The sequence below is a fragment of the Acinetobacter rudis genome (genome assembly GCF_000829675.1).
Lineage (GTDB): Bacteria > Pseudomonadota > Gammaproteobacteria > Pseudomonadales > Moraxellaceae > Acinetobacter > Acinetobacter rudis.
This window is the reverse complement of the sequence record NZ_BBRX01000056.1, coordinates 1-25,224: the sequence shown is the minus strand read 5'-3', so window position 1 is coordinate 25,224 and position 25,224 is coordinate 1. Positions and strand designations below refer to the sequence as shown.

General features: G+C 39.5%; 22 protein-coding genes. 10 read left to right on the top strand and 12 right to left on the bottom strand.

The window, feature by feature from the left end; all coding sequences use genetic code 11:
• Positions 1–251: 251 nt before the first annotated feature.
• Together qhpR and Aru01_RS13765 are read right to left on the bottom strand one after the other, a co-directional pair.
• Positions 252–1,292: an AraC-like transcriptional regulator QhpR gene (gene qhpR / locus Aru01_RS13770; protein ID WP_016655884.1), complete on the bottom strand. Its 1,041-nt coding sequence runs from the start codon at positions 1,290–1,292 to the stop codon at positions 252–254.
• A 445-nt stretch (positions 1,293–1,737) separates the two neighbouring features.
• The gene (locus tag Aru01_RS13765; RefSeq protein ID WP_016655885.1) at positions 1,738–2,739 is read right to left on the bottom strand and encodes a phosphotransferase enzyme family protein; all 1,002 of its coding nucleotides are present in this window, start codon (positions 2,737–2,739) and stop codon (positions 1,738–1,740) included.
• Between the two features lie 260 nt (positions 2,740–2,999).
• Between Aru01_RS13765 and Aru01_RS13760 the strand changes: the two genes are divergently transcribed.
• Together Aru01_RS13760 and eat are read left to right on the top strand one after the other, a co-directional pair.
• Positions 3,000–4,097, top strand: a complete 1,098-nt coding sequence (locus Aru01_RS13760) for a sigma-54-dependent transcriptional regulator family protein (RefSeq protein WP_016655886.1) — start codon at positions 3,000–3,002, stop codon at positions 4,095–4,097.
• Between the two features lie 317 nt (positions 4,098–4,414).
• Complete coding sequence (gene eat / locus Aru01_RS13755; RefSeq protein WP_016655887.1) at positions 4,415–5,806, top strand: ethanolamine permease; 1,392 nt, start codon at positions 4,415–4,417, stop codon at positions 5,804–5,806.
• 171 nt (positions 5,807–5,977) lie between these two features.
• Here eat and Aru01_RS13750 read toward each other — a convergent pair whose 3' ends face one another.
• A complete protein-coding gene (locus Aru01_RS13750) occupies positions 5,978–7,399 on the bottom strand; it encodes an aminotransferase-like domain-containing protein (RefSeq protein ID WP_228128732.1) in 1,422 nt (473 codons plus the stop codon).
• Positions 7,400–7,473: 74 nt separating this feature from the next.
• On the opposite strand from Aru01_RS13750, the gene Aru01_RS13745 reads away from it, so the two are divergent.
• The 5 genes from Aru01_RS13745 (at position 7,474) to Aru01_RS13725 (ending at position 12,992) form a co-directional block, all read left to right on the top strand.
• Complete coding sequence (locus tag Aru01_RS13745) at positions 7,474–8,751, top strand: hydroxymethylglutaryl-CoA reductase, degradative (RefSeq protein WP_016655889.1); 1,278 nt, start codon at positions 7,474–7,476, stop codon at positions 8,749–8,751.
• A gap of 42 nt (positions 8,752–8,793) precedes the next feature.
• A complete protein-coding gene (locus tag Aru01_RS13740; protein ID WP_016655890.1) occupies positions 8,794–9,288 on the top strand; it encodes a YrzE family protein in 495 nt (164 codons plus the stop codon).
• Complete coding sequence (locus tag Aru01_RS13735) at positions 9,289–10,671, top strand: tripartite tricarboxylate transporter permease (protein WP_016655891.1); 1,383 nt, start codon at positions 9,289–9,291, stop codon at positions 10,669–10,671.
• A 1-nt stretch (position 10,672) separates the two neighbouring features.
• Entirely contained in the window at positions 10,673–11,566 is an 894-nt protein-coding gene (locus Aru01_RS13730) for a hydroxymethylglutaryl-CoA lyase (protein WP_016655892.1), read from the top strand.
• Between the two features lie 160 nt (positions 11,567–11,726).
• Positions 11,727–12,992 (top strand): carbohydrate porin, encoded by a 1,266-nt coding sequence (locus tag Aru01_RS13725; protein ID WP_016655893.1) that lies wholly within the window; start codon positions 11,727–11,729, stop codon positions 12,990–12,992.
• 79 nt (positions 12,993–13,071) lie between these two features.
• Here Aru01_RS13725 and Aru01_RS13720 read toward each other — a convergent pair whose 3' ends face one another.
• The 9 genes from Aru01_RS13720 to Aru01_RS13680 all read right to left on the bottom strand — a co-directional run bounded on the left by Aru01_RS13720 (position 13,072) and on the right by Aru01_RS13680 (position 22,176).
• Positions 13,072–13,734, bottom strand: a complete 663-nt coding sequence (locus Aru01_RS13720; RefSeq protein ID WP_016655894.1) for a methionine ABC transporter permease — start codon at positions 13,732–13,734, stop codon at positions 13,072–13,074.
• A complete protein-coding gene (locus Aru01_RS13715) occupies positions 13,712–14,788 on the bottom strand; it encodes a methionine ABC transporter ATP-binding protein (protein ID WP_016655895.1) in 1,077 nt (358 codons plus the stop codon). The genes Aru01_RS13720 and Aru01_RS13715 overlap by 23 nt, the downstream gene beginning before the upstream one ends.
• Before the next feature lie 10 nt (positions 14,789–14,798).
• Entirely contained in the window at positions 14,799–15,632 is an 834-nt protein-coding gene (locus Aru01_RS13710) for a MetQ/NlpA family ABC transporter substrate-binding protein (protein ID WP_016655896.1), read from the bottom strand.
• 9 nt (positions 15,633–15,641) lie between these two features.
• Positions 15,642–16,472, bottom strand: coding sequence for a MetQ/NlpA family ABC transporter substrate-binding protein (locus tag Aru01_RS13705; protein ID WP_016655897.1), 831 nt, complete (start codon positions 16,470–16,472; stop codon positions 15,642–15,644).
• 110 nt (positions 16,473–16,582) lie between these two features.
• The gene (locus Aru01_RS13700; protein ID WP_016655898.1) at positions 16,583–17,953 is read right to left on the bottom strand and encodes an LLM class flavin-dependent oxidoreductase; all 1,371 of its coding nucleotides are present in this window, start codon (positions 17,951–17,953) and stop codon (positions 16,583–16,585) included.
• On the bottom strand, positions 17,953–19,176 hold the full coding sequence (locus Aru01_RS13695; RefSeq protein WP_016655899.1) for an SfnB family sulfur acquisition oxidoreductase: 1,224 nt from the start codon (positions 19,174–19,176) through the stop codon (positions 17,953–17,955). Before Aru01_RS13695 ends, Aru01_RS13700 begins: the two co-directional genes overlap by 1 nt.
• A gap of 11 nt (positions 19,177–19,187) precedes the next feature.
• A complete protein-coding gene (locus tag Aru01_RS13690; protein ID WP_016655900.1) occupies positions 19,188–20,390 on the bottom strand; it encodes an SfnB family sulfur acquisition oxidoreductase in 1,203 nt (400 codons plus the stop codon).
• A gap of 803 nt (positions 20,391–21,193) precedes the next feature.
• Positions 21,194–21,523 carry an AzlD domain-containing protein gene (locus Aru01_RS13685; RefSeq protein ID WP_016655901.1) on the bottom strand — a complete coding sequence of 110 codons (330 nt, stop codon included), beginning with the start codon at positions 21,521–21,523 and terminating at the stop codon, positions 21,194–21,196.
• The gene (locus tag Aru01_RS13680) at positions 21,520–22,176 is read right to left on the bottom strand and encodes an AzlC family ABC transporter permease (protein ID WP_040331116.1); all 657 of its coding nucleotides are present in this window, start codon (positions 22,174–22,176) and stop codon (positions 21,520–21,522) included. Before Aru01_RS13680 ends, Aru01_RS13685 begins: the two co-directional genes overlap by 4 nt.
• Positions 22,177–22,266: 90 nt before the next feature.
• Between Aru01_RS13680 and Aru01_RS13675 the strand changes: the two genes are divergently transcribed.
• The 3 genes from Aru01_RS13675 to Aru01_RS13665 form a co-directional block, all read left to right on the top strand.
• Positions 22,267–22,815 carry a helix-turn-helix domain-containing protein gene (locus tag Aru01_RS13675; RefSeq protein WP_016655903.1) on the top strand — a complete coding sequence of 183 codons (549 nt, stop codon included), beginning with the start codon at positions 22,267–22,269 and terminating at the stop codon, positions 22,813–22,815.
• Positions 22,816–22,914: 99 nt separating this feature from the next.
• Positions 22,915–23,754, top strand: coding sequence for a helix-turn-helix transcriptional regulator (locus tag Aru01_RS13670; RefSeq protein ID WP_016655904.1), 840 nt, complete (start codon positions 22,915–22,917; stop codon positions 23,752–23,754).
• Between the two features lie 148 nt (positions 23,755–23,902).
• The coding region (locus Aru01_RS13665) for a TonB-dependent siderophore receptor (protein WP_042111480.1) at positions 23,903–25,224 on the top strand (1,322 nt) is incomplete at its 3' end.

The window sequence follows — 25,224 nt, the reverse complement described above, 5'->3', positions numbered from 1 at the left end:
GGATGTCAAATGGTGACGTGATATTTGAAATTGATCTATGTATGACAAAACAAATCAAAAGATGTTGTTGATATTTTGGTGGCATATAGGTCATTGAGTTAGAACACAATAAATAATGATTTTATAAAAAAATACCAAGCAATCACTCAGCCAAAGATAGAATGGTTTTTTGAATGTACTGAGACGTGCCGCTGCTATAGGGCATTAAATGATTTCACGGACTAGAGCATTTAATTAAATATCAAAGTGCGTTAATGTCTAAATTGTCTTGGGTTGATGCCAAACCAGCGTTTAAATGCACGTGAAAATGCACTTGATTCAGAGTAGCCAAGTAAGAAAGCCATCTCTGAAATAGGAATGTTCTTTTGTTTAATATAATACTCTGCCAGTTCGCAGCGCACAGCATCAACTAAGCTGCTAAAGGTTAATCCTTCAGATTTTAAATGTCGAGTTAAGCTATAACTACTAATGCCAAGGTCTGTTGCGATCATTTCTAAGTTTGGTTCGCCATTTCCGAGTTTAAGCTGAATATGTGATCTAACTTGATCACTTAGGCCTTGGGATTGCACAGATAAATTAAGCAATCGTAGGTTATCTAACATCATGGTGAGTAGCAGAGGGTCACTTGTCGGCATACTGCGTTGCATATCTTTTTTCACAATGACCAGTGAATTAAAGGGCTGGTCAAAATAAACTGAGGTGTTGAGGAGTTTACTGTGTTCTTGCCAAAAATCCGGTCGAGGGTGTTCAAAATGAATCTCACGCGCAGAATAATGATGTCCGAGTACTTGTCGAATAACATTCATGAACATACCAATCGTTAGTTCAGCATCTTGACGACGAGTGAGAATGGCACCATGTTGAACTTGATAATCGATCCGCCAACATTCCCCAAGATCAACCATACGCGTTAAAGTGTTTTTCTGGTGCAGATAAAAATAATGGGTCATATTTTTTAACGCACTTTCTAAAGTTGGGGAGCAGAGTGCGATATAACCAATTAAACCTAGGGATTTTGGTTGAAATTGTTGACCATAATGCAGACCAAAATTATCACAATTGGAGATAATGGCAGCATGTTCTAACACTTTACAGTAGTTGGGGAGTTGTAAGCTTAAAGTCGGGCTGATCAGAAGTTCTGGATTAATTCCACTAATATCAAATATATGCTCTACATCAGCGCCTTTCTTTGTAATAAAATCACTGAGTCCTGAAGCTGCGGCAGACAACACACCTTGATTATGCATTTCTTCGAAAACATGTTGGGTTCCACTGGCTGCGATATGAATCATAATAAATCCTTTTATTACATTCTGATAAGATAATATTTTATTAAAATCAATATATTATCTTGTTCTTTTTGTTTCGATTCCCTCGAAAGTATAATATTTGATGACTGAGGCTATTGAACTTTTAGAGCTCAAATCATTGATAGACGATAACACGACCATTAAATATTCGCTCTTCGCATAGAATGTATAACTGCAATGACAAAATATACCCCGATTTAAAACTTGATCAACTGAATTTTGTACTCAACATTCAATAGCGAAAATCGCTTTGCAGCCTATTCAAATCATAAGAAATAATAAAATAGCGTACTTGACTTTAGAAGCCTAGTAACACTATTTAAAGTCAATTTTGTAACACATCTACACAGCTATAGTACAGAGGATCATGGGGGAGGATTAGGGCAAAACCTCCCAATGATCTGCAATATGCGCAATGCTTAGAGACTTATGCTCCGACAGGTATTTTGTTGTTTAAATACTTTTTACACAGTCGTACCGTTTCATTTGACCATTGGTCTCCCAAACTTAAGGCCATTTCTGTCTGAGCGTGTGAGCCATTCCATGCCATCATCTGTAAGCGTCGTTGCATAATAAACGTGGGGATGAGCTCATATTCTGCATCACTTATATGCCCAATTGTTTCATAACCTTTAATCCACTGGTCAACCCATTGTTGTACATTGCTAAGGTGTTCATTAAAACTAATAGCTGCCGCCAAATCATGCATAAACCAGCTCATACCGCAGTCATCAAAGTCGATTACACCAATTTGCTCATTTTGTAACAGTAAATTAGTCAGACGTAAATCTGCATGGATCAGGCCATAACGTTGTTTAGATTTGCCAAAATCAGTGAGTTCATGTCCAATCCGTGCAATGGCTTCTTCAATAATGATATGGTCTTTGGTGCTTAGATGAGGAGCATTACGCCAGTCTCCCCAATGTCCATTTTTACCAAGCATCGTTTCATGGTCCCAGACAATACGCTGAAAACTATTGTCCATTTCCCAACTTTTACTATGCTGGTGTAGTTTTGCTGTGATTCTGCCAAGCTTTTGAAAAGCTGTAGGATTAACATTGATGGTTGGCATATCACCTTCAACCCAATTAAATAATACGGCATAGCGTTGTATATTGGGTTCAAGTTGTAGACGTACTACACGGTGACCATGTTCATCGTGTATGGCCTGTGGTACTGCGATGCCTTGTTCAGTTAAAGCATCCAGCCAGCGTAGTTCACTTTCGATATCTTGTTGACTGTGGTAATTCGGACGATGGATACGCAGCGCATAACGATCTTTTTCAGTGCGAATTAGAAATGTTGCATTTTCAGATTGGCAAAGTAGCTGAATCGTTCCGCGATATTGTTTTGGATACAATGCCATCGCTTGTTCTGCAAGACACATCAGTTGTTTATGGTCTAGAGACTCATTCTGCAATGCTGTCATACCATTTCTCCTTTGATATTTTGATCATCTTTCATGATGTGAAAAACTGATCATATAAAAGAAAAAATAAATTGACTTGACTTCAAATTGCTTTCGCAAAGGGCTAGTGTCAAGTTTATCCGTGCCGTTTCGAACACAATAAATTCAACAGCAGGCATTGCTCTTTATCCACTCATCATCAGATGTTTATCAAAAAGAGTTGTTGAAATGCTGCTTTTAAAAGAGGGTGTTATTGCTAAAGTGTGAAGGGAGACTGAGAAATGCAAGTGCAAAAAATTATCGCTGAATATTTCAAACAACATCAATATGAGTTGATAGTTAATTATGCATTATGTCCTAGTGATAAAGGGCAGTATCACGGTGCCAAAATTCTGAGCCCGCTGCTTCAACAAAGAGCATTGAACTTTCAGCAGGCAGAGTATTATTTAGTTGTACCCTTTATACGTCCTCTAAAGTATCAGCCGGTCAGCAGATTAATGTTTGCTGTACAACAGTGTGCAGAGAAGTTAGCGCATATTGCTCAACAGTCTGATTTAGAAATTGCAGTGGCTGATATTTCAAGCACAATCGTTTGGACAGCATCGACTCCTCTAATGCAATCTAAACAAAGGCCTTTACATTTTATGTTGGGCGCTCAGTGGCTTGAGGAAACGATAGGAACCAATGCCTTTGCACAAGCGAAAGAAAAACTAAAATCGGTCTGTGTCATGGGAAATGAACATCAGTTGAGTGCATTACGTGATTGGATTTGTTATGCCGCACCTATTATTGATCCAATCTCTCAAACTCTAATTGGCATCATCAATCTTTCGATTCGATCCGAGCAACATAATGTCTTAGGTACTTTAGCAGTTGAACAATGTGCAATCATGATTGAGAATGAAATACGCGATCAACGACAACACTGTCTAAAAATCGATACCCGATCTGAGATAAAAATATTTTTAAACAATGAAGCCTTACAAATTACACCTCAACAAAAAGAGATTATTTGTATTTTAGCGATGCATCCGCAGGGTATAGAACTGAACCAGTTGCATCATGCTTTGTATGGGGAGCGTAAAACTCGTATAGATACGCTTAAAGCCGAAATGGGCAAAATCAAACGTATTTTGAGAGGTTGTATTAAGCCGCGGTCATATCAACTATTACTTCATGTTGAAGCTGATTTTTTAAAGATTGAACACGCCTTGGACTCAGGACAAATTCAGCATGCGCAGCAGCTTTATCAACATAACTGTTTGGCCAATGTAAGAAGTCCTGTTTTAGCAGCATGGAGATCATGCTTAATCTCGCGTTTTACAACGACTTTACAGCAAAAAAAATCACAGCCTTGGACAGAACAGCAGTACTGTTAAATACCCAGGGAGTTAAAATTTGTCTCCACCTACTGATCAAAGTCAGGGGAACATAATTTTTGATGCAATTTCGAGATAAACGACACGATTATTAAATGTTTTATGTATTCAAACCTGGCCTTTTGCTTAAATTTAGATTTTCTTCGGTGATGTTCTGGATTTATCTCATTGTTTTTCTGCTTGTTGTACGAAGCTTGCTGAATAAAATTTCGCAACTTGACTTCAACTCAGTTGATTCGGCCTTTATGGTCAAGTTTTGAAATGTCTTTTTAAGCAAGATTTAGAATAAATCAGGAAAAGCTCGGAGAATGGATTCGATGAAACAAATAATTGATACTGAAGAATACTTTGCTAAAAGGCAGTTGAAAAAAGGTGCAGTGGGATGGATTTTACTGATCGGTCTAGGTGTCTCTTATGTGATTTCAGGTGATTTTGCAGGCTGGAATTTTGGCTTAGCGCAAGGTGGCTGGGGCGGTTTGTTTATTGCCCTAATGGTGGTTGCCTTAATGTACTTGTGTATTAGCTTATCGATGTCAGAAATGGCAACAATGTTGCCAACAGCAGGGGGCGGGTATAGTTTTGCACGCGCTGCATTTGGCCCTTTAGGTGGCTTTTTAACAGGCACAGCAATTTTAATTGAATACTCTATAGCCCCTGCAGCAATTGCAGTGTTTATTGGTGCATATTGTCAGTCATTATTTGGAATTGGTGGCTGGGTGATTTACTTAATTTGCTATCTGGTTTTTATGGGCATACATCTAAAAGGAGCGGGTGAAGCGCTAAAAATAATGTTTGTGATCACAGCTGTTGCCTGTGTGGCGTTGTTTGTATTTATTGTCGCAATGGTTCCTTATTTTAATAGTCAAAACCTGTTTGATATCGCCGTGTCAGAAAATGTGGGTGCAAGTCAGTTTTTACCTTTTGGATATATCGGAATTTGGGCTGCTGTACCTTATGCAATTTGGTTTTTCCTTGCTGTAGAGGGTGTCCCTTTAGCGGCTGAAGAGGCAAAAGACCCAGCCCGATCTTTACCACGTGCATTAATAGGTGCCATGCTAATATTAGCTACTTTCGCCATGTTGATTTTATTTTTAGGTGCTGGTGCAGCAGGTGCAGATACCTTGAAAAACTCAGGTGCACCCTTAGTCGATGCCTTGATTAAAGTTTATGGGCCACACACTTGGTTAGCAACTTTTGTAAACTTTGTTGGTTTAGCTGGGCTGATTGCCAGCTTCTTCTCCATCATTTATGCCTATTCGCGTCAGATTTTTGCTTTATCACGTGCAGGCTATCTCTCAAAACAACTTTCTTTAACCAATAAAAATCAGGCACCTTATTTGGCCATTATTATTCCTGGTGTGATTGGTTTTTTTCTTTCTTTAACAGGAGAAGGTGATCTACTCATTTTAATGGCTGTCTTTGGTGCAACGCTCTCTTATGTGCTGATGATGCTATCCCACATAAAATTACGTATTTCTCGCCCAGAATTTCAGCGCCCCTATAAAACACCTGGCGGAGTTTATACATCAGGTGTTGCATTGGTTTTGTCCTTAATCGCTGTTGTTGCTGGTCTGATGGTTAATCCTACAATGTGGTTGATATCTGCAGCGATTTATATTGCGTTTATCTTATATTATTATTTTCATAGTCGTCACCATCTGGTTCAAGGGACACCAGAACAAGAGTTTGCTAGAGTCAATGAAGAGTAAACTCTTAGACGATTTTTCAATAAATGACGCGTAAAATTGAAGTCAAGTTTATAAATAAATTTTCGTTATTTCCCATATATTTCATCTAGACCCAGTAGATGAAATATATGGGCTTCTATTAGTTACAACGCATTGTTTACTATGAAAAAGGTGGGGTTTTTAAACAGATATTCAGTGGTTTAAAAAAGCATTAAATTTTTCATAAAAACGGGTTGTAGATGCCAGGCTGACATTCAGCCGAGTCCATTGACCGTACTGCTGACCATCTAAACTAAAAATATAACCTGGTGCAAGTACCAATTTATTTTCTAATGACTTTTTCATCATCTCTTGGGAGAGATCTAGATTTTCAAAAGTTGTCCAATAATATAAAGAATCTCTTGCCTCGTAAAATACCTGCCCACCGAGTTTTTTAATATTGGCCAAAGCCAGTTGGCTACTTTGTTTTAGACTCTCTTTAAAAAATTGTAGATGTTGCTCATAGACCTTATTTTGTAAAATAGTACAGATAAATTGTTCTGCATATTCAGAACTATTGACATGCAATATTGCTTTAAAGTCTGCAAGTTGATCGATGAGGTGATACTCACCAACAATGTATCCGACTCGGATTGATGGGCTAATAATTTTAGAAAATCCACCAATATATAAATGATGTGAAAAATCACTATAAGAGCTTAAACGATGTTTATAGTCTGTGTACTCTGAAAAGACATCATTCTCGATCACCAAACAATTGTGCTCTTTGCATAATCGATTAATCATTTTAATCTTTTCAAGACTAATTGTGGTGCCTGTAGGATTGTGCGCGACACTTTGAGTAAAGAAAAGTTTGGGCTTGAGTGTTTTTAAGCGATCTTCTAGTACTTGGCAATCTGGCCCATCGATTAAACGTGGAACTTCGCTTACCTTACATCGAGTAAGTTGTAGTTTTTTGAGTAAGGGATAATAAACTGGTGAATCGACCAACACAGTATTATCAGCTTCGACAAAGTATCTGATAATTAAATCGATAGCATCATTTACACCATTGGTCAGTAAGATATTTTCAGGGATGGCTTGAATATTAATCTGGCTTAAGCGTAAGGATAAGGTTTCTCTTAAGGCCTCATAACCATATTTGGAACCATAACGTAATAATTTAGTATTATTTTCTTGAAGTGATTTTTGCAGCAGTTTATTGAGTGGTAAAAGCTCAAACCATGAAGAATCTGGAAAACCATCTCCTACATTAATAACACCATTGAACGTTTCTAACTGACGACGCATTAACCAGAGTTCATCGATATTATGCATTTCAATATGAGCTTGTTGAAACTTGGGTGGATTTTTTTGTTCCATCACAAAAAAACCAGAGGCAGGCTTAGAATAGATTAGACCTTCGTCGACCAAGCGCTCTAATGCATAAATTACGGTGTTTTTAGAGACATTATATTGGCTGCATAGTTTGCGAATAGATGGAATTTTTTCATTGTTTTTATATAGTTGCGATTTGATTTGATGTTTTAAAATCTGAAAAATCTGATCGACTAAATGTACTGAATTTGATTCCATAATATGCTTTAAATCATCCTTAAAAGAAACTGTCCGCAAAAACTGTACCTTGAGAGTCATCAAGTGAACACTTAAATTGTGCCTATGAACAGATAATGCATAGGATAGCAAACATGAACTCTAAACTACCTAATTTTCGTAAATTAACAGTTTCAGAGCGTCTCAAGGAAATTGCAAAAATAGCAGGTTTAAATCAAGAGCAACAGCAGTTATTGGAAAATGATGGTGCTTTGGCTTGTGATTTAGCCAATGGCATGATCGAAAATGTGATTGGCAAATTTGAATTACCTTTTGGTGTTGCAGCAAACTTTCAAATTAATGGTAAAGATCATTTAATTCCTATGGTCGTTGAAGAGCCTTCGGTGGTTGCAGCAGCATCTTATATGGCAAAAATTGTACGTGAAAATGGGGGCTTTAAAACGTCAAGTACAGCACCTTTAATGCGCGCCCAAGTACAAATTTTAAATATTGAATCTGCTCAGAAAGCCAAAGAAGTTTTATTGGCCCATAAACAAGACATTATCCAACTTGCTAATAGCAAAGATAAGTTTCTGATTAGTTTAGGCGGAGGTTGTCAGGATATTGAAGTTCATTTGTTTGAATCAAGCAAAGTTGGGCCAATGGCTGTAATGCATCTCGTGGTCAATGTATGCGATGCAATGGGGGCAAACACAGTCAATACAATGGCTGAGACGGTGACCCCATTGGTGGAGAAGCTTACAGGTGGCCAAGTTCGTCTACGAATTTTATCTAACCTTGCTGACTTACGTTTAGCACGTGCAGAACTGACGGTACGTCCTGAGCAGTTAAAACAAGAAACGCTATCAGGCGAAGAAGTGATTGATCGGATGCTTGAAGCATATGAGTTTGCAGTGATTGATCCATACCGTGCCGCAACACATAACAAAGGGATTATGAATGGTATCGATCCTGTGATTGTTGCAACTGGAAATGACTGGCGTGCGATAGAGGCCGGTGCCCATGTTTATGCGGTCAAAAATGGACACTACACTTCACTGACAACTTGGGAAAAAGATGCACAAGGCAACTTGGTCGGTCGCATTGAATTGCCAATGGCTGTAGGGCTTGTTGGAGGAGCGACCAAAACCCATCCCTTGGCACAATTGTCCATCCAAATGCTCAATATTGAGTCTGCAAGCGAGTTAGGAGAAGTCATCGCTGCTGTAGGCTTAGCTCAAAACATGGCTGCGATGCGTGCGCTGGCAACTGAGGGGATTCAACGCGGCCATATGGCATTGCATGCACGAAATATTGCGGTTGTGGCTGGTGCCAGTGCTGACGAAGTGGATGTGATTGTAGAAAAAATGGTTGCAGAACATGATGTTCGAAATGATAGAGCTTTAGAATTACTGCGAGAATTACGTAGTTAAGACGCTTGCTTTAATAATGACAAGTACGTGGAGTAAATGGCAATGGATCATGCAACGCAGCAACAAAATATAGCTCATGCCCAGCAAACGTCTGGGCAACAGGCAACAGCTGAGAACAACGAAGAACTGGTCGAGGTTTGGGGGGATACGGTTAGCTTGAGCGCACTGATCAAGTCGATACTGATTGGAGCTATATTCAGCGTATCGTTTTTTTATGCCTCGCAATTGGTTTTAACTAAAATTGTTGAAAACCAAACGCTTGCACATGCATACAGCATGTTGTGTGGCTTAGTTGGATGTCTTATTGCGGGTTTCGTCTGTTCAATTTTGTTTAAGCCAAAACGAGAAATACTTGAGTCTGAAAATCAATCGATGGAGTGGTTTGATCTGCTCATAGAACAATGGGAAAAGGAAGGAAAATCCATTGGTGAGCTTGACGAGCTACCTGAAAAAATTGTTCAAGAATTAAAGGAATTGAATTTGTATGATGCTTTTTTAGCTCATGCACAAAAGCATCAACACGATGAGGCTAAATAAATGGAATTATTGTTTGATCAAGTTTTGGTGGCTTTTGGTTTTGGCTTATTTGGTGCAGTGTTATTTGCTGCCATAGGTCTGATTTCGGGCACAGATGAAACCACGACCATTGCACCTTTAACGTTGTTAATTATTTTATTGGGCGCACCACCTGTAGGTGTATTTACCTTTTGGATGGCTGCTGTTGTCGCCAAGCATATGACCCATGCAATTCCAACAGCACTCTTAGGGATACCCGGTGATACGCTGGCTACACCCTTAATGGCTGAGTGTGAAGCAATGCGAAAACTCGGTGCGCCGCATATCGCTTTACGTAAGATGATTTCAGGTGCAATTGTTTCTGCATTTATAGCCGTACCTGCAGCTGTTTTGTTTGCTTCTTTGTTAGCACCATTTGGTGATGTCATTAAAGCTTTTGCACCTTGGATTTTTGCTTTAGCTGCAGTCATTATTACCTATTTTTCACCGGGTAAACTGGCATCGACATTATTGTTGATTCCTTTTGTAGTATTGATTATTGCTTTGCAAAGTTTTACCGCTATTTTTGAAACTAAACTTGCGATTAGTTATTTTCTCGGAATTGCGATTGGGCCATTAATTGCGGATCTATTTATGGTGAGCTCGCCATTGGGGCGTAAAAAAATGCGACGCCATGCTGTAAATCAGTTGTCGATCGCACCAGAGGTAAAAAGTTGGTCTGGTTATTTCCCAAATCCTTTGAAGGTATTGGATAAAGAGCAAATCAAATGGACTGTTGCAACTTCTGTGGTATCTAGTGCGACCTTTGTTTTTAGTCCTGTTGCGATGACTGTTGCTTTGGGTGAGTTTGTTTCTTCACGCTTTAAACAAGTTTATCAGCGTCTTACAACCACACTGACTGCGAAAAATGGGATTACCGAATCGACTTATATTGCTGAAGCTTTAATTCCATTAATTGCGTTTGGTTTACCTCTAAGTCCAGTTGCTGCAGGTCCTGCTGCACCACTTTTTAATGCTCCACCTGTATTTACTGTGGGTGAAAATGGCGCACAAGGGCATAACCTACATCATCTATTAAGCCAATGGGAGTTTTTGGGTTATGGATTACTAGCAGTATTTATTGCATCTATCGTGTCTTATCCATTTGCCATGAATTATGCACGTCGTGCAGCCTTATTCGTCACTAAATACATTAGTCATGAAGCAATTATTGCAACCTTTGTGGGTTTGATTTTAGTGATTAGTTTATGGGAAGGGGAGTTACTGGGTTTATTGGTGATTATCACTGTAGGTTTAGTCGGTGGTTTATTATCAAAACATTTTGGCTTTAATACTGGATGTCAGTTTATGGGCTATTACATGGCAATCCTGACTGTTCCAGCATTGATGAGTATGGTGGGTTAACATGAATGACTTTGTAAAGGTTGTAGAAGTTGGTGCTCGCGATGGTTTGCAAAATGAAAAATCAGTGATTGAGTTTGCTCAGCGTTTAACATTTTTAAACTTATTGGTGGACAGTGGATTTCAGTCAATCGAAGTGGGCTCTTGTGTATCTCCACGCTGGGTACCACAAATGGACAAAAGTGCCGAGCTTTATGCTGCACTTGCAAAGCCTGAACAGATCAGCTTGAGTTTATTGACGCCGAATTTAAAGGGTTTAGAGGCTGCGATTGCCGTAGGGTGTAAAGAGGTTGCGGTCTTTACCGCAGCATCTGAAGCATTTACACAGAAAAATATCAATTGCTCTATACAGCAGAGCTTTGATCGTTTTCAACCGATGTTTGAATTGGCCAAGCAGCATGAGATTAAAATTCGTGGCTATGTTTCCTGTGTTGTAGATTGTCCTTATGAGGGGGCAGTTGCTGCGCAAAAAGTAGCAAGCGTTGCAAAACAACTATTGGATTTGGGCTGTTATGAAATCTCATTGGGTGAAACGATAGGTACTGCGAGTCCGATACGCGTTCGAAAAATGCTAGAGCAGTGTATAGAGGTGGTACCCATTGAACAACTTGCTGGGCATTTTCACGATACCTATGGTATGGCGATCGCGAATATTCAAGAATCATTGAATCTTGGTCTTAGAGTATTTGATTCATCAATAGCGGGTTTAGGGGGCTGTCCTTATGCCAAAGGGGCTTCAGGCAATGTCGCAACCGAGGATGTGGTGTATTTACTGGAACAATCAGGCTTCAACACCGATATAGATGTAGCAGCCATGTTAAAAGCTGGAGCGTATATCACTTCAGTTTTACAACGAGAAAACCAATCAAATTTTGTCAAAGCTTATGGTGCAAAATAGTAGATTGGATATGTTGATTCAATGTGTTTAAGCACGGCGATCATCTGACTTAAAATCAAGCAAAAATTGAATTTAACCTAGGCATTGCGCTGATGATTTATATCTGTTCAAAGATATGAATAGGATCTTTGCATGTCTAAAAAGACCAAAGGATCAAGGAATGAAACTGAAATCAACACTGTTAATCGGCAGTTTAGGATTGACCATTATCGCTGGGCAAAGTCATGCAGCAACGCTTTTAGACCCTCAGCGTGATTATCTCTTGGGGGATTGGAATGGCGCACGAAGTGATCTTGCAGAGCAAGGCATCAAGTTTGATGCCAACATCACTGTAGATACAGCCTATCTGGCTGATGGGGGCTATGATGCTCATCAAGATCCCACCTATACCAGTCAGTTGTGGTTGGGTAGCCAATGGGATTTAGAAAAAATACTCGGTTGGGATGGTGTATCCATACGTACGGTTGTGACAGCTCGACAAGGTCAAAGTGTTTCTGTTGATCAGATATCAGATCCATTGGCACCACAAATGGCCAATGTTCAGGCGAGCTATGGGCGGGGTAATCGTGGGAGTCGTTTGACTGAATTTTCGATCGAAAAGCAGTTTAAAGATAGCGGTGTCAGTGTACGTTTGGGGCGTTTTGGCATGGGCACTTACTTTAATGTGATGTCGTGTGATTTTCAAAACACCTCTTTTTGTACAGCGCAAATGGGTAAGTGGCAGGGAGGCTCTTGGTATAACACTCCTGTAAGTCAATGGGGAGGAATGTTGAAATATAGATTTAGCCCTGAACTTTCTGCACAAGTGGGTGTGTTTGAGTTTAATCCAACCAATATTAAGGAAGACGAGGGCTGGAACTTAAGTACCTCTGATGCAGATGGTGTGACGATCCCTGTTGAACTACTCTGGCAACCCCAACAAGCGCTCAATGGACTAGCAGGAAGCTATCGTGTTGGAATGATGTATAACACTGCTGATAAGATTGAAAATCAAAAAGATATCGTCACTGGCGAAGCAAAAGACCACACTTATGGGGCATGGTTTGTCGCAGAACAACAGCTGACAAGTCGAAATGGTGCTAAACAAGGTTTACATGGATTTATGAATTTAAGTTTTCATGATGACAGCACCAATAAGATTGATCATATGCAGCAAGTTGGGCTGAAATATATAGGGCCATTTGAACATCGCGAAAATGATATTTTAGGTTTTGGCTTAAACCGTATTCATGTGAGTGATCGATATCGTGAAAAATATACTCGGCTCAATCAAGATGCAGAATATAACCTCGAATTAAATTATTCATATTACCCAACAAAGTGGGCAATGCTGCGACCAAATATTCAATATGTTATTCATCCTGGAGCAACCAGTCATGTGAATAATGCACTGGTTTTAGGTCTAACTACTCGCTTGACCTTTTAATTTTTTGAGGTAAGTAATTTAAGCACCCTACAAATCGAACGCTTCAGTGTTTCATTTGCAGGGTGTGGCTTTTATGGAATTAGATTTTTCTTTTATCGAGGTGACGAGCAATATGATCGCCCGTTGCTTGGACAAGCATAACGATGACCACCAGAACAACAATAACGGTCAGCATAATTTGCATATCAAAACGTTGATAGCCATAACGATAGGCGATATCGCCTAAACCGCCTGCTCCAATTGCACCGGCAATCGCGGATGAATTAATCATGGTGACTAGTGTTACTGTAAAGCCCGCCACAATACCGGGAAGTGCTTCGGGTAAAAGTACATGCCAGATGATTTGTTTACGGTTACAACCAATGGCTTGGGCAGCTTCAATTAAACCATGATCAACTTCACGTAAACTGACTTCAGCAATACGTGCAAAAAAAGGTGTAGCCGCAAGGGTAAGTGGCACAACTGCAGCCCAAACACCATAACTGGTTCCTACGATCCAACGTGTAATTGGAATTAAAGCAACCATCAAAATTAAAAAGGGAATAGAGCGTGTCACATTGACTACCCAACCTAAGCTTTGCTGGATACGCTTTGATGGATAAATGCCTTGTTCAGAGGTACTGACCAAAACAACCGCCATAGGCAAACCGATCAGGAATGAGACAAAAGCGGAAACTCCGACCATGAGTAGCGTATCAAGCGTACCTGTTAACAATAAATCAATGAGTTGATAGTTGTGCATAACCAAGTACCTCAAGTTGAGCAATATGGGGCTGTAGTTGGGCACTGAGCTGTGCAAGATCAACCGCTTCAGTGACAGGGATGGCGACCGTAAAGCAACCGATGAGATGTGCTTGAATTGTTTCAATATGGCTTTGATATAAAAGCACTGGGCCAGTAAATTGATTAAATAATGTTTGTATATCAAGCGATGCTGTTACAGGCGCTGCACAACGTAATTTTAACAGGGCATGATTGTGTATTGCTGTGTATGGCGTTGCTAACTGTACTGGAAGATCCAACTGTTCAAGTTTTAATAACTCTTGCGTAATGGCTTGCTGTGGTGCAGAGAAGACGGACCAAACATACCCTGACTCGACAATTTCCCCCTGATCAATAACCACCACCTGATCGCATATATCTCGAATCACTTGCATTTCATGCGTAATCAGTATGATAGTAATGCCTAATTTTTGATTAATTTCCTTTAAAAGAGCAAGCACAACAGAAGTACTCTCAGGATCAAGCGCAGATGTAGCTTCATCACAAAGTAATATTTCAGGATGATGTACTAAAGCACGGGCAATCCCGACACGTTGCTTTTGGCCTCCTGACAACTGAGATGGATAGTTTGATGCTTTATCATCTAGTCCAACAAGCTGTAATACTTCGGTTACCCGTGCTGCAATTTCGTCTTTTGGATAACCCGCAACGATGAGCGGTAAAGCAACATTGTCATATACTGTTTTGGCAGACATTAAATTAAAATGCTGAAAAATCATGCCAATTTTTTGTCTTAATTGAATCAGCTCGGCATGTTTTAATTGGGCCAAGTCGTGTTGATGAATATGAATACTGCCATCAGTTATTCCTTCTAAACCATTGAGTGTACGGAGTAGTGATGATTTTCCAGCACCACTCTTGCCGATAATTCCAAATATTTTCCCTTGTGGGATATCTAAGTTAATATTTTTAAGTGCATGTACTTGTGTATCTTGCACGGCGTAATATTTGTTTAGATGGCGAATTTTGATATGTGGTATGACAAAATCGACCTGAGATCCAAAACTGACCATATTTTTCTCCTTATTTCCAGCCTTCAAACCACATGTTTTGACCAAAATCCCGATCCAAGATTTGTTTTACTTTTTCAGAGTTTTGAAAAGTTTTAACAAAAGTCTCCAGTTTTTTATCAGGGTCGCTGTAGTCTTTGCGTGTTACAAACAAAATGGCATATTTCTTATCTATAGGATCTAAAAATAGCGCACTGTGCGGATCTGCTTTTTTGGCCATATTTATATAGTGAGGAAAACCAAAAATCAGGTCTGCATCATCATAGGCCAAAGCCGTTTGAGGGCCTTCAACTTCTATAAAAGTCAGTTGCTTTGGGTTGCTACGAATATCTTGTAAAGTCGAAAGCTCATTGTTGATGTCTTTAAGCTGAATAAGTCCAGCCCGATGCAATAAGATCAGTGCACGTGCAGAGTTTACTGGATCACTTGGAATTACGACTCGTGCTTTTTCTGGTAGATCAGCCAAGGTCTTATATTTTTTTGAATACAAACCAACATGGCTGCCACTGCCTATAGCAAAACTCTGTAAATCATAATTAGTCTGTTTGATGGCATTATTTAAAAAAACGCGTTGCTGGAAAAAATTAGCATCGATATCGCCATTTTGCACAGCGACATTAGGGGCTTGCCAATCTGAAAACTCAATCAGTTCGACATCTATTCCTTGTGCTTTTACATCATTGGCGACACTTTGTAATAGCTCTGCATAAGGCGGACTAATGCCAATTTTAAGTGTTTGCTTTTGGCCCGATGAGTTTGACCAACGATAAGCAGTGAGCCCTACAATCACGATAATCGCAATAATAGCAATGCTCCAAATTTTTTTACTCTTGCGAATGTCTGACATGGGATATACCTATTTCCAACCAGGGAACCAAAGGGTTGAACCAAAATCAGCATCTAAAGCTTGTTTGACGCGTGGCGAGTTCTGATAGATTTCTACAAATTTTTTCAACTTTTCATCTTTGTCTTGGTAGTCTTCACGTACCGCAAATAAGATTGCAAAGCGTTTATCTGTATTTGAATCAAAAAGTAGGGCTTTTTCAGGGTCTGCTGTTTTCGCTAAGCGTAAATAATGAGGATAGCCAAAGGCAAGATCTGCATCATCGATTGCTCGAGCAGTTTGAGGACCTTCAACTTCAATGAATTGAAGTTGTTTTGGGTTGGCTGAGATATCATTTAATGTCGATAAATAATTATCAGGTTGTTTAAGGGTGATTAACTTTGCTTGTTGTAAAAGCTGTAAAGCACGGCCTTGGTTTACAGGATCGTTCGGAACAACGACTTTTGCATGAGAAGGCAAGGCCTCAAAACTTTGATATTTTTTAGAGTACAAGCCGACATGTGTTGCTGCACCGACAGCAAATGCTTTAATTTTAAAATCAGTTTCTTTTTTAGCATTGTCTAAAAATGGTTGGTGCTGGAAAAAGTTTGCATCAATATCCCCATGATTTAAAGTGATATTAGGTGTATTCCAATCTGAAAACTCAACCAGTCGAACATTTATGCCTTGCTGTTTTGCCTCATCGGCAGCGACTTGTAATGGTTTTGCAAAAGATGGACTCACCCCGATCACCAGTTCATTTGAAGATGAGTTTTTTTGTTTATTCCAAATGACTAAACCAACAACCAAGATAACCAGCGCTACCCCAATGAGCGTGATTTTGGATTTTGAAAATTGTGCCATACGCACCTCAATACTTTATTTGATAATTTGCTCAATAATTAAATTGTCTATTTTTTTCGAAGTAGGACAGCGCGAGCAACTGCCCGCGATTACTGTCATCGCAATCGGCATTAACATCGGAATTGTTGAACAGGATGTTGTGCAGGGAGAAGATTGCCTTGTTGAAATAATTTGTGTCTTAAGCTACCTGAGTCATAAGCTGTTTTATATCGACCACGTTGCTGCAGTTCAGGTATGACTAATCGAATGAAATCTTGATGAGACTCAGGTGTAACCGTTCGTGTTAGGTTAAAACCATCGATACCCGTTTCATCAAGAAAATCAATCAGCTGTTCGGCTACACTTGCACCACTGCCAATAAAGAGCGGATAACGCCCACCCAATAAATGTTGCGCTTTTAAGTCATTACGCGTGATCTTTTGGTCTTTAAATTTATTGTTCACTGAAGCAATACTATTGGTTTGCTTATAAGGAATTGCTTCATCATCACCAAACTGAGCCAAATCAAGCCCAATCGAGCTAGAGAAATGAGCTAATCCAGCCTCAGGACTCGCATAGCGACTATACTCTGCAAGCTTTTCCTGAGCCAATTGATCTGTTTCAGCAGTGACCACACTAATCCCTACAAATAATTTAATGGCATGAGGGTCACGACCTTGCTCTTGAGCAAGCTTGCGAATTTTTTCCACCTGTAGTTTGATTTTTGCAGGATGGTCCGCACCGATAAACATCGCTTCAGCGTGTTGTGTTGCAAAGGCTAAGCCACGTGGTGATGCACCTGCTTGGTAGAGGACAGGGGTGCGTTGAATAGAGGGCGCAACTTGAAAAACCCCCTGACTTTGATAAAACTTTCCTTGATGTTGGATTTGGTGAACTTTTTTAGGGTCACTGAAAATACGATTGGTTTTATCTTTTTGAATTGCATCATTTTCCCATGAGCCTTCCCAAAACTTATAGCAAAGTTCAAGAAATTCTTCAGCTTGCTCATAGCGTAGGTCATGATCTTTTAAGCCTTTGTGACCAATCAAGCGCTCTGCACTATCTAGGTAACCTGTAACAATGTTCCAACCAATCCGTCCATGAGTGAGATGGTCTAGGCTCGCAAAGCGACGAGCAAATTGATAAGGCGACTCATAGCTGAGATTGACCGTGATACCAAAACCTAAATGTTGAGTGACAGCGGCCATTGCAGAAACCATGGTACTTGGGTCATGGCTTGGCAGTTGAATCGACTCTTTAAGTGTAAGATCAATATTATTTTGATAGACATCGTATACACCTGTGATGTCGGCAATAAACAATCCATCAAATAAACCTGTTTCTAAGGTTTGGGCCAAGTCAGTCCAATAGCTGAGTTCATTGAAACGATGTGATTCATCACGTGGGTGAGTCCATAAACCATGATTGATATGCCCAACACTATTCATATCGAAGGCATTCAGTAATATTTTTTTAGCAGATTGTGTTGAATTTGTCGTCATTACAGCGTTCCTCGGCGTGGTGGACGTAAGCCATTTAGGAAAGCATTGGCAATAAAATAATATTTCCATCGCGAAGCATCATGCAGAGTGTGTACACGGGCATTTCGCCAGAAACGGTCTAAACCATCTTCACGTTGACTGCCACGGCTACCCGCAAGTTCAATCAGTTTTGACGAAGTTTTTAACGCAGTTTCTGTACTGTGGGCACGGGCTTTAGCAACATCTAAAGATGCTTGCGCGATGTTTTCCTCAGTTGGATTGGGTTTTGCTGCATCGATACTTCGTGCGGCTTGTTTAAGTAAAACTTCACTGGCACGCACATCTGCAATCATTCGACCTAGTTCATATTGGGTGAGCGGGTCATCTACCGCTTGAGTGACACCAGAGTCAATCCATGGCCGTGCTTGACGAACATGTATTAAGGTTTCTTCAAAGGCAGCACGTGCAATGCCTGTTTCAATGGCTGCATGCATGATTTGTGCAAATGGTCCCACTAAGGTGGGCTGGGTAAATGCACGATCAAATTCAATTACATCTTCAGCAGAGACAGCAACTTGATGAAACTTGACTGTACCGCTACCTGTGGTGCGTTGCCCAAAACCTGACCAGTCATCGATGAGCTCTAGACCCGGGCTTTGACGAGGAATAAATGCAAGAAACTCTCGATCATGTTGATCTTTCACTAAGGTTGGAATACGGTGCGCAAAAATACTACCAGTACAATAAAACTTCTCCCCATTGACCTCATAACCATCTTGAGTTTTATGCAGGGTACTGTGTTTTACTGCAGCAGTTTTAGTTTTGAATTCAGCAAGTGCATTGCCAAAACGAGCACCTTTAAGTACTTCAGCATACAGTTTTTGTTTTTGTTCGGGTGTGCCAGTATTACGTAAAACTTCAAGTGCATAAAAATGATTTTGTGGGATTTGACCAATAGAACCATCTACACCGCTGATCAAAGCGATCACTTGAGCAACGGTATAGCTTGAAACATCAGCACCACCAAAGGCTTTAGGAACAGTTATGGCCCAGAGTCCAGACTGGCTATACGCTTCAATTTCTTCATAAGGTAAAATACGTTCAGCATCACGTTTTACAGCATTCAACTTAAATTGTTCTGCAAGCTTTTTGGCAATCGCTAATGCTTCAGCATCTGTCTGAATAACATGGGCTTGGGTTAATAGCTGCGGCTGAGAAGTGACGATATTTTGAAATGATGACATGAATATTTTCCTTAAATCCAAGCATGACGAGCAGGTAGCGTGTTGTTGAGGTAATAGCTCCCCAAGGCATGTAGTTTCCATCGAATGGGGTCATGTAATGTATGAACGCGTGCATTGCGCCAATGTTGATCTAAGTGATGGGTCGTTAAACTGGAACGGCTACCACCCAGCTCTAATAGTTTTTCAGAAATATGAAGTGCTGCATCATTGGCATAAACTTTTGCTTCAGCGACTAAAATAGAGGCCTGAGCAGCTTGTTGTTCGTTGATTGTCTCTAACTGATCCAGCTCATCTAAATATTCTGCTGCTTCTTCGAGTAATAAAATCGCGGCATCGAGCAGCACGATAGATTTACCAACCTCTTGTAATGTGTAATGTTCAAAACTGGCTTTTTCTACCTGTGCATCAACGATTGGACGTGCCTTATGTACAGCTGAATAGGTATCTGCCAATGCTGCCTCAGCAATACCTACATCAATGGCTACTTGTAAAAGTTGAGAAAAAGCACCACGAGAACTCGGCTGCGTAGCCAGTATGCGCTCATCAAAAATCAGTAATGGGTTAACTTCAGCATGTTCAAGTTTTACTGTGCCACTTGATGTGGTTCTTTGTCCAAAACCATTCCAGTTATCAATGACTGTTACACCTTGTGCTTCACGCTCTACCAGTGCAAGGACGACATGACCAGCTGGATGGATTGCTTTAATTGCAAGCCAGTGTGCAAAACTACTACCAGTTGAGTAAAACTTCTCACCATCTAGAAAATAACGTTCATTTTCGATGCTTAAAGTGGTTTTAAGTGTGGTTGTATCCTTAGTGTTACGTTCAGGGCCGCCATTGGCTAAGCGTTTTCCATCTAAAATTTCTTTATAAATAAAGTCTTTTTGCTCTTGGCTGGCAATGATATTTATCACATGGAGTAGGGAGATTTGGTTCTGCGGAATTTGCCCCACACTTGAATCTGCTTTGTTGATGATACGAAAGACCTGTGCAAGCGTTTTGTTAGAAACAAAAGCTCCACCAAACTGTTTTGGAATACGCAGTCCCCCCAACCCCATTTGGCTAAATAAATCTATTTCAGCAAAGGGAAGCGTTCGATTTTGATCACGTGCATCTCTGCCTTGTAATGCAAAGTTTGCAACTTGATGAGCTGCATAAATTGCATCCTGATCATTTTCAATAATATGAATATTTGGGGAAGCTAAATAAGACATAATAACACCTGCATAAGATGCTTATTATCCTATGGCTGTGTTTTTTTAATATAAAATAAGGTATTTGGAAAAGCTTATCATTAATTTTTATTATGAGTATGAGTGGTATAAATATAGCTGTATTATTTTTTTGTATATATAATTTAATAAAAAATAGTTCCAAAAATATTTAAAATGTAGTTGAAGTTATTTCTGGGATGACTGTTTTTATATTTAAAGGTTATGGTGGTTGAAGTGGATGGGTAATTTTGTTGATAACAATCAGTTGAGAGATGGCTTTAATTGTTAAGAAATGCTCTATCTCTAAGTGTAAAGCAAGATTAGTTTCACTTGATAGTTTTGAGTCTCAAACCCTGAGTTGGCATAGCCAAAACTGATTGAATGGCTGTATAGGCTGAGCAAAGTTCAAGGTAGAATTAAAGAGTAAGAAACTTCAATATTTATATGTTATAGATTGGCTAATGGTTTGATCTTTAATATTGTTTTAAATATTAGCTGAAGGTTTATCTAAACTGCTATTTGTATAACTTTTACAGATCACCTCTATATTTAAACTGATTGATATTGGCTTGATGAAATATTCATATCTAAGTCTTTATCACTATTTTTGAATAAAAAGTCGATTAATTTATAATTGGGGTTTAATAAAAATATTATATGCTTATCACTTATTGTTTTTATTGCTTTAGTTCTATATGTTTTTGATCTTTTTAATTTTTAATATTCTAGTAGCTGATCACGCTATTTTTGAATCAAAAAATAGCCTACTTTATTCGGCTATTTGGATGACATGCAGATCAGTATTAGGAGGATAATCCTATATAACGCAGTAAAGCAGTGGTAAGTACAGCAACTAAAATAATGACAATTAAAGAATAATTTTTCCATGCAAATATTACTGAGACAATTACACCAATAATCTTACTTGGGTCACTAAAGTGTGTTTCAGTAAATAGGGTGCTCAGTACTGCTAAAGCAAATAATAATATACAGGCTGAATCTGACATCATCTGTTGTTGAGAGGCACTAAAATTTCTGCGATTTGCTAAATAAATACCCGAATAGCGGATGAGGTAAGTGCCAGAGGCAAGTAATAGAATCCCGAATAAAATTAAGCCGCTATTGATCATCATGCAGTAGCTCTCCAAAACAGTAAGGCAAATAACGACATTAGTACAGGTAAACCGGTAGGCAATATTGGCGTAAATAACATTGCAAAAATTGCACCTAATACAGCACGTTTTCTGGTTGTTTTATTTTTTAGTAGTGGAAAAATCAGTGCAAAGAGAATAGCTGGGAATGCAGCATCAATGCCAAGTGCTTGAATATCTGCAATGTTATGACCCAATATAAAGCCAATGATTACACCTATAGGCCACAATATACCGATTGCTAAGCCAGAGGCCCAATACGCGGCTCTTTGTAATTCTGGACTCTTTTGATTGAGACCAAACATCACACTTTCATCATTCATAATATGTATCGCAAGAAAACGTAGTGTATTTTTTTCAAGAAATGCATGGACAGATAATCCAAAAGGTAAATGTCTTAAATTAATTAAAATCCCAGTTAAAGCCGCAAAGATAGGGTTTGCACCTGTTGCAATCATGCCAATAAAGGTAAATTCAGCAGCTCCAGCCAATACCGTCAATGATAAAAGTAATGGGATCCAGAGGGGTAAATTAAAACTTGCAGCAATAGAACCGAGTGAGACTCCAACTAAACTTGTTGCCAGTGCGATTAAGGCAATGGCTTTGAGCAAATCATAATCTAGCCTATTTTTCATCATTTACGTCTATATCGAACATTCGTACGATATAATAGATAAGTTCAAATCGTTCGTCAAACCGAACGATCGTTTTATATATGGTGTAATATGACATTAGCTATTGAAATTGTGGCAAAGGGTTTGCAACGCGAACGACAAAAAACGGGATTATCTTTGGCTGAAGTGGCAAGGAGAGCAGGTATTGCCAAATCTACGTTGTCACAATTAGAGTCCGCTCAAGGTAATCCAAGTTTAGAAACGCTTTGGGCGCTGTGTGTTGCCTTAGATATTCCCTTTGCTCAATTGATGGAGCCAGAAGTTAACCGCACGCAGTTGATCCGATTGGGTGAGGGCGTTACCGTGTCTTCTGAAATTGCACATTATAAAGCAATGATATTATCAACGTGTCCACCTGCTGCACGTCGTGATTTATACCTGTTGAGTGTTGAACCTGGCGAAGATCGGTTATCAAAACCACATCCGATCGGTAGCGTAGAACATATTGTTTTAATGCGTGGTAAGGCTGTAGTGGGTCTAATTGATGATCCGATCGAATTGGCAGTGGGGGATTATATTTGTTATCCAGCTGACCAAGCTCATCTTTTTAGAGCACTTGAACCCAATACGCTTGCACTATTGGTTTCGGAGCAAAACTAACTTATATGCACATAGATTATTTGGGCTTATGGATGGATAAATTTACTATTCGAGCAAAAAACATTAAACTTAAATAATAATCATTATCAGATATGAGCTATGGCTATTTCGACTTGGCAAACGACAAGGCATTTTCCTCACTTACATATATCTCAGGGAGAGTTTTCGCAAAGCTCACTCCTTGAAATTGAAGATCGTGAGGAGGAAGGGCTAAAGTTGGTGGTGATTCTCAGTGGGGAGGTGTCTTATCAAACTGAGTTTTCACCCAAGTTAAGATTAACTGGGCCTTGTTATCATCTACTCAGAGCTGATCAACAGCTGCATATTCAACATGAATATGGCACGAAAACACCGATCCAGTTTATCTCTCTTAGATTGCCTATGGATCACAATGCCCAGTTTTTAACTGAAATGGTTGATCCTATTTTTCCACAAATGCCTCAACTACGTGTTTGTGATCATCAAGTGAATCATCAGATTTTACAACTGAGTCAAAGTTTATTGACATTCAATCTAGATGATCCGTTAAGTAATCTACTGATGCCAGTTAAGGCGTTGGAATTGATTGCAGAATGTCTTAAGCATCAATCACAACCTCAACATAAAGTTGGGCTCAGTCCGCAGGTGATTCAGCAGCTATATGAAGTGAAACATATTTTACAGCGAGATTTACAAAATGCTCCGAGTTTAAGACAGTTGGCAGCACAGGTTGGATTAAATCCCAATAAATTATCATGGTGTTTTCAGCAGTTCTTTCAGCAGAGTGTCTATGAGTATCTGACCAAACTGCGAATGAAGTTGGCTTATGAATTATTGATTGGTAGCCACATGCCTGTAAACGAAGTGGCATTTCGCTGTGGTTATACCGACTCACATTTTACTAAAGTGTGTAAACGACATTTAGGCTTTAATCCATTACAGCTTAGACGTCAGCATTAAATTTTTGATTTGCCTTTAACTTTTTATTGATACTTTTGCGCTAAAAATTGTGCTGAATTCGCCAATATAATTTTTCAATCATTCTTAGAATTATCACAAATGATTCTCGTTTAATTTTGTGGTTAATTTTATGGCGTACTTGATCAAGATGAATATCAGGCCTTCTATATTGGCACTCAGTCTGGGGGCAATCAGTAGCTTTGTGCAGTCTACAGCTTTTGCGGATGATCCAATTATTTTGGATGTCATTACGCTCGAAGCACAAGCCGATAAACCAACAGCAAGTCTAGGTAAGTTAGGTCAAACCAACAAAGAGGTCGCGCATGCTTTGACCGTCGTGTCTGAAGATGACATGAAAAATAGAAACCTACAAAGTCTAGATGATGTATTACAAGCTGCAGGAGGGATTACCTCTCAACCGTTTCAATTGCTCACAACAGGGTATTACACACGCGGTTTTAAAATAGACTCATTTTCCCAAAATGGTGTACCTGTATTAATGGGTAATATGGCTGCTGCACCACAGGAGATGTCTATTTACGAACAAGTCGAAGTATTACGTGGTGCAAATGGCTTATTGCAAGGGACGGGTAATCCTGCGGCAACAGTCAATTTAGTTCCTAAACGCCCCAAGGATCATTTTACTGGCACTGCTTCACTTGGTTATGGGAGTTGGAACAATATTAACGCAGGTGTTGATCTTAGTGTTCCACTTACTCAAGATGGACGATTACGTTCTAGAGTAGTCGCGAGTGCTTATGACAAAGACTATTTCTATGATCACTCTAAACAACGCTCTGAAAATTATTATGGTGTTTTAGACTTCGATTTAACTGAGCAAGCAACTATTTATTTAGGAGCACATGATCAGAAAATTCGTGGTGGTACCAATATGGCGGGTGTGCCATTTTATGCTAACGGTCAAGATATGCACTTGTCGAGAAGTACCTATTTAGACACCTCTTGGGATCGTTTTGATTGGAATAATACTCGTGTGTTTACTGGCTTAGATTATAAATTTGATAATGGCTGGTTTGCGAATGTGCAATATAACCATTTTCAAGGTAAATCCTATTTGGACTATGCAGGAGCCTCAGGTAAGGTTGATCCGATTACTGGTAAAGGTTTAAAACTTACAGGTGGCTCTTATCAGTTTGATAATCAACAGGACAGCGTAGATGCCTACGCCAAAGGTCATATTCAGCTGTTCGATCGTCAGCATGAGCTACTTGTAGGGGCGCAGTATCAAAAAATTACCACAGAGCAATATACGGCAAGTGTTTTTGGACTGGATAAAAATATTGAAGTTGACCCTTGGCACTGGGACCCATCAAGCGTAGCACGTCCTATCATGGATCAGTATATATCGCGAGGTCCGGATGTCACAGAACAAACAGGCTATTATGCGACAGGGCGTTTTAGTGTAACTGATCAACTCAAGTTTATTTTAGGTGGTCGTTTGAGTCACTG

Bases quoted from the DNA above. Each gene is read 5' to 3' on its own strand.
- Aru01_RS13760 (WP_016655886.1), top strand. From the start codon at position 3,000: ATGCAAGTGCAAAAAATTATCGCTGAATATTTCAAACAACATCAATAT.
- Aru01_RS13765 (WP_016655885.1), bottom strand. From the start codon at position 2,739: ATGACAGCATTGCAGAATGAGTCTCTAGACCATAAACAACTGATGTGT.
- Aru01_RS13740 (WP_016655890.1), top strand. From the start codon at position 8,794: ATGGATCATGCAACGCAGCAACAAAATATAGCTCATGCCCAGCAAACG.
- eat (WP_016655887.1), top strand. From the start codon at position 4,415: ATGAAACAAATAATTGATACTGAAGAATACTTTGCTAAAAGGCAGTTG.
- Aru01_RS13670 (WP_016655904.1), top strand. From the start codon at position 22,915: ATGGCTATTTCGACTTGGCAAACGACAAGGCATTTTCCTCACTTACAT.
- Aru01_RS13695 (WP_016655899.1), bottom strand. From the start codon at position 19,176: ATGTCATCATTTCAAAATATCGTCACTTCTCAGCCGCAGCTATTAACC.
- Aru01_RS13710 (WP_016655896.1), bottom strand. From the start codon at position 15,632: ATGTCAGACATTCGCAAGAGTAAAAAAATTTGGAGCATTGCTATTATT.
- Aru01_RS13720 (WP_016655894.1), bottom strand. From the start codon at position 13,734: ATGCACAACTATCAACTCATTGATTTATTGTTAACAGGTACGCTTGAT.
- Aru01_RS13725 (WP_016655893.1), top strand. From the start codon at position 11,727: ATGAAACTGAAATCAACACTGTTAATCGGCAGTTTAGGATTGACCATT.
- Aru01_RS13735 (WP_016655891.1), top strand. From the start codon at position 9,289: ATGGAATTATTGTTTGATCAAGTTTTGGTGGCTTTTGGTTTTGGCTTA.
- Aru01_RS13700 (WP_016655898.1), bottom strand. From the start codon at position 17,953: ATGACGACAAATTCAACACAATCTGCTAAAAAAATATTACTGAATGCC.
- qhpR (WP_016655884.1), bottom strand. From the start codon at position 1,292: ATGATTCATATCGCAGCCAGTGGAACCCAACATGTTTTCGAAGAAATG.
- Aru01_RS13675 (WP_016655903.1), top strand. From the start codon at position 22,267: ATGACATTAGCTATTGAAATTGTGGCAAAGGGTTTGCAACGCGAACGA.
- Aru01_RS13715 (WP_016655895.1), bottom strand. From the start codon at position 14,788: ATGGTCAGTTTTGGATCTCAGGTCGATTTTGTCATACCACATATCAAA.
- Aru01_RS13730 (WP_016655892.1), top strand. From the start codon at position 10,673: ATGAATGACTTTGTAAAGGTTGTAGAAGTTGGTGCTCGCGATGGTTTG.
- Aru01_RS13690 (WP_016655900.1), bottom strand. From the start codon at position 20,390: ATGTCTTATTTAGCTTCCCCAAATATTCATATTATTGAAAATGATCAG.
- Aru01_RS13745 (WP_016655889.1), top strand. From the start codon at position 7,474: ATGAACTCTAAACTACCTAATTTTCGTAAATTAACAGTTTCAGAGCGT.
- Aru01_RS13705 (WP_016655897.1), bottom strand. From the start codon at position 16,472: ATGGCACAATTTTCAAAATCCAAAATCACGCTCATTGGGGTAGCGCTG.
- Aru01_RS13680 (WP_040331116.1), bottom strand. From the start codon at position 22,176: ATGAAAAATAGGCTAGATTATGATTTGCTCAAAGCCATTGCCTTAATC.
- Aru01_RS13685 (WP_016655901.1), bottom strand. From the start codon at position 21,523: ATGATGATCAATAGCGGCTTAATTTTATTCGGGATTCTATTACTTGCC.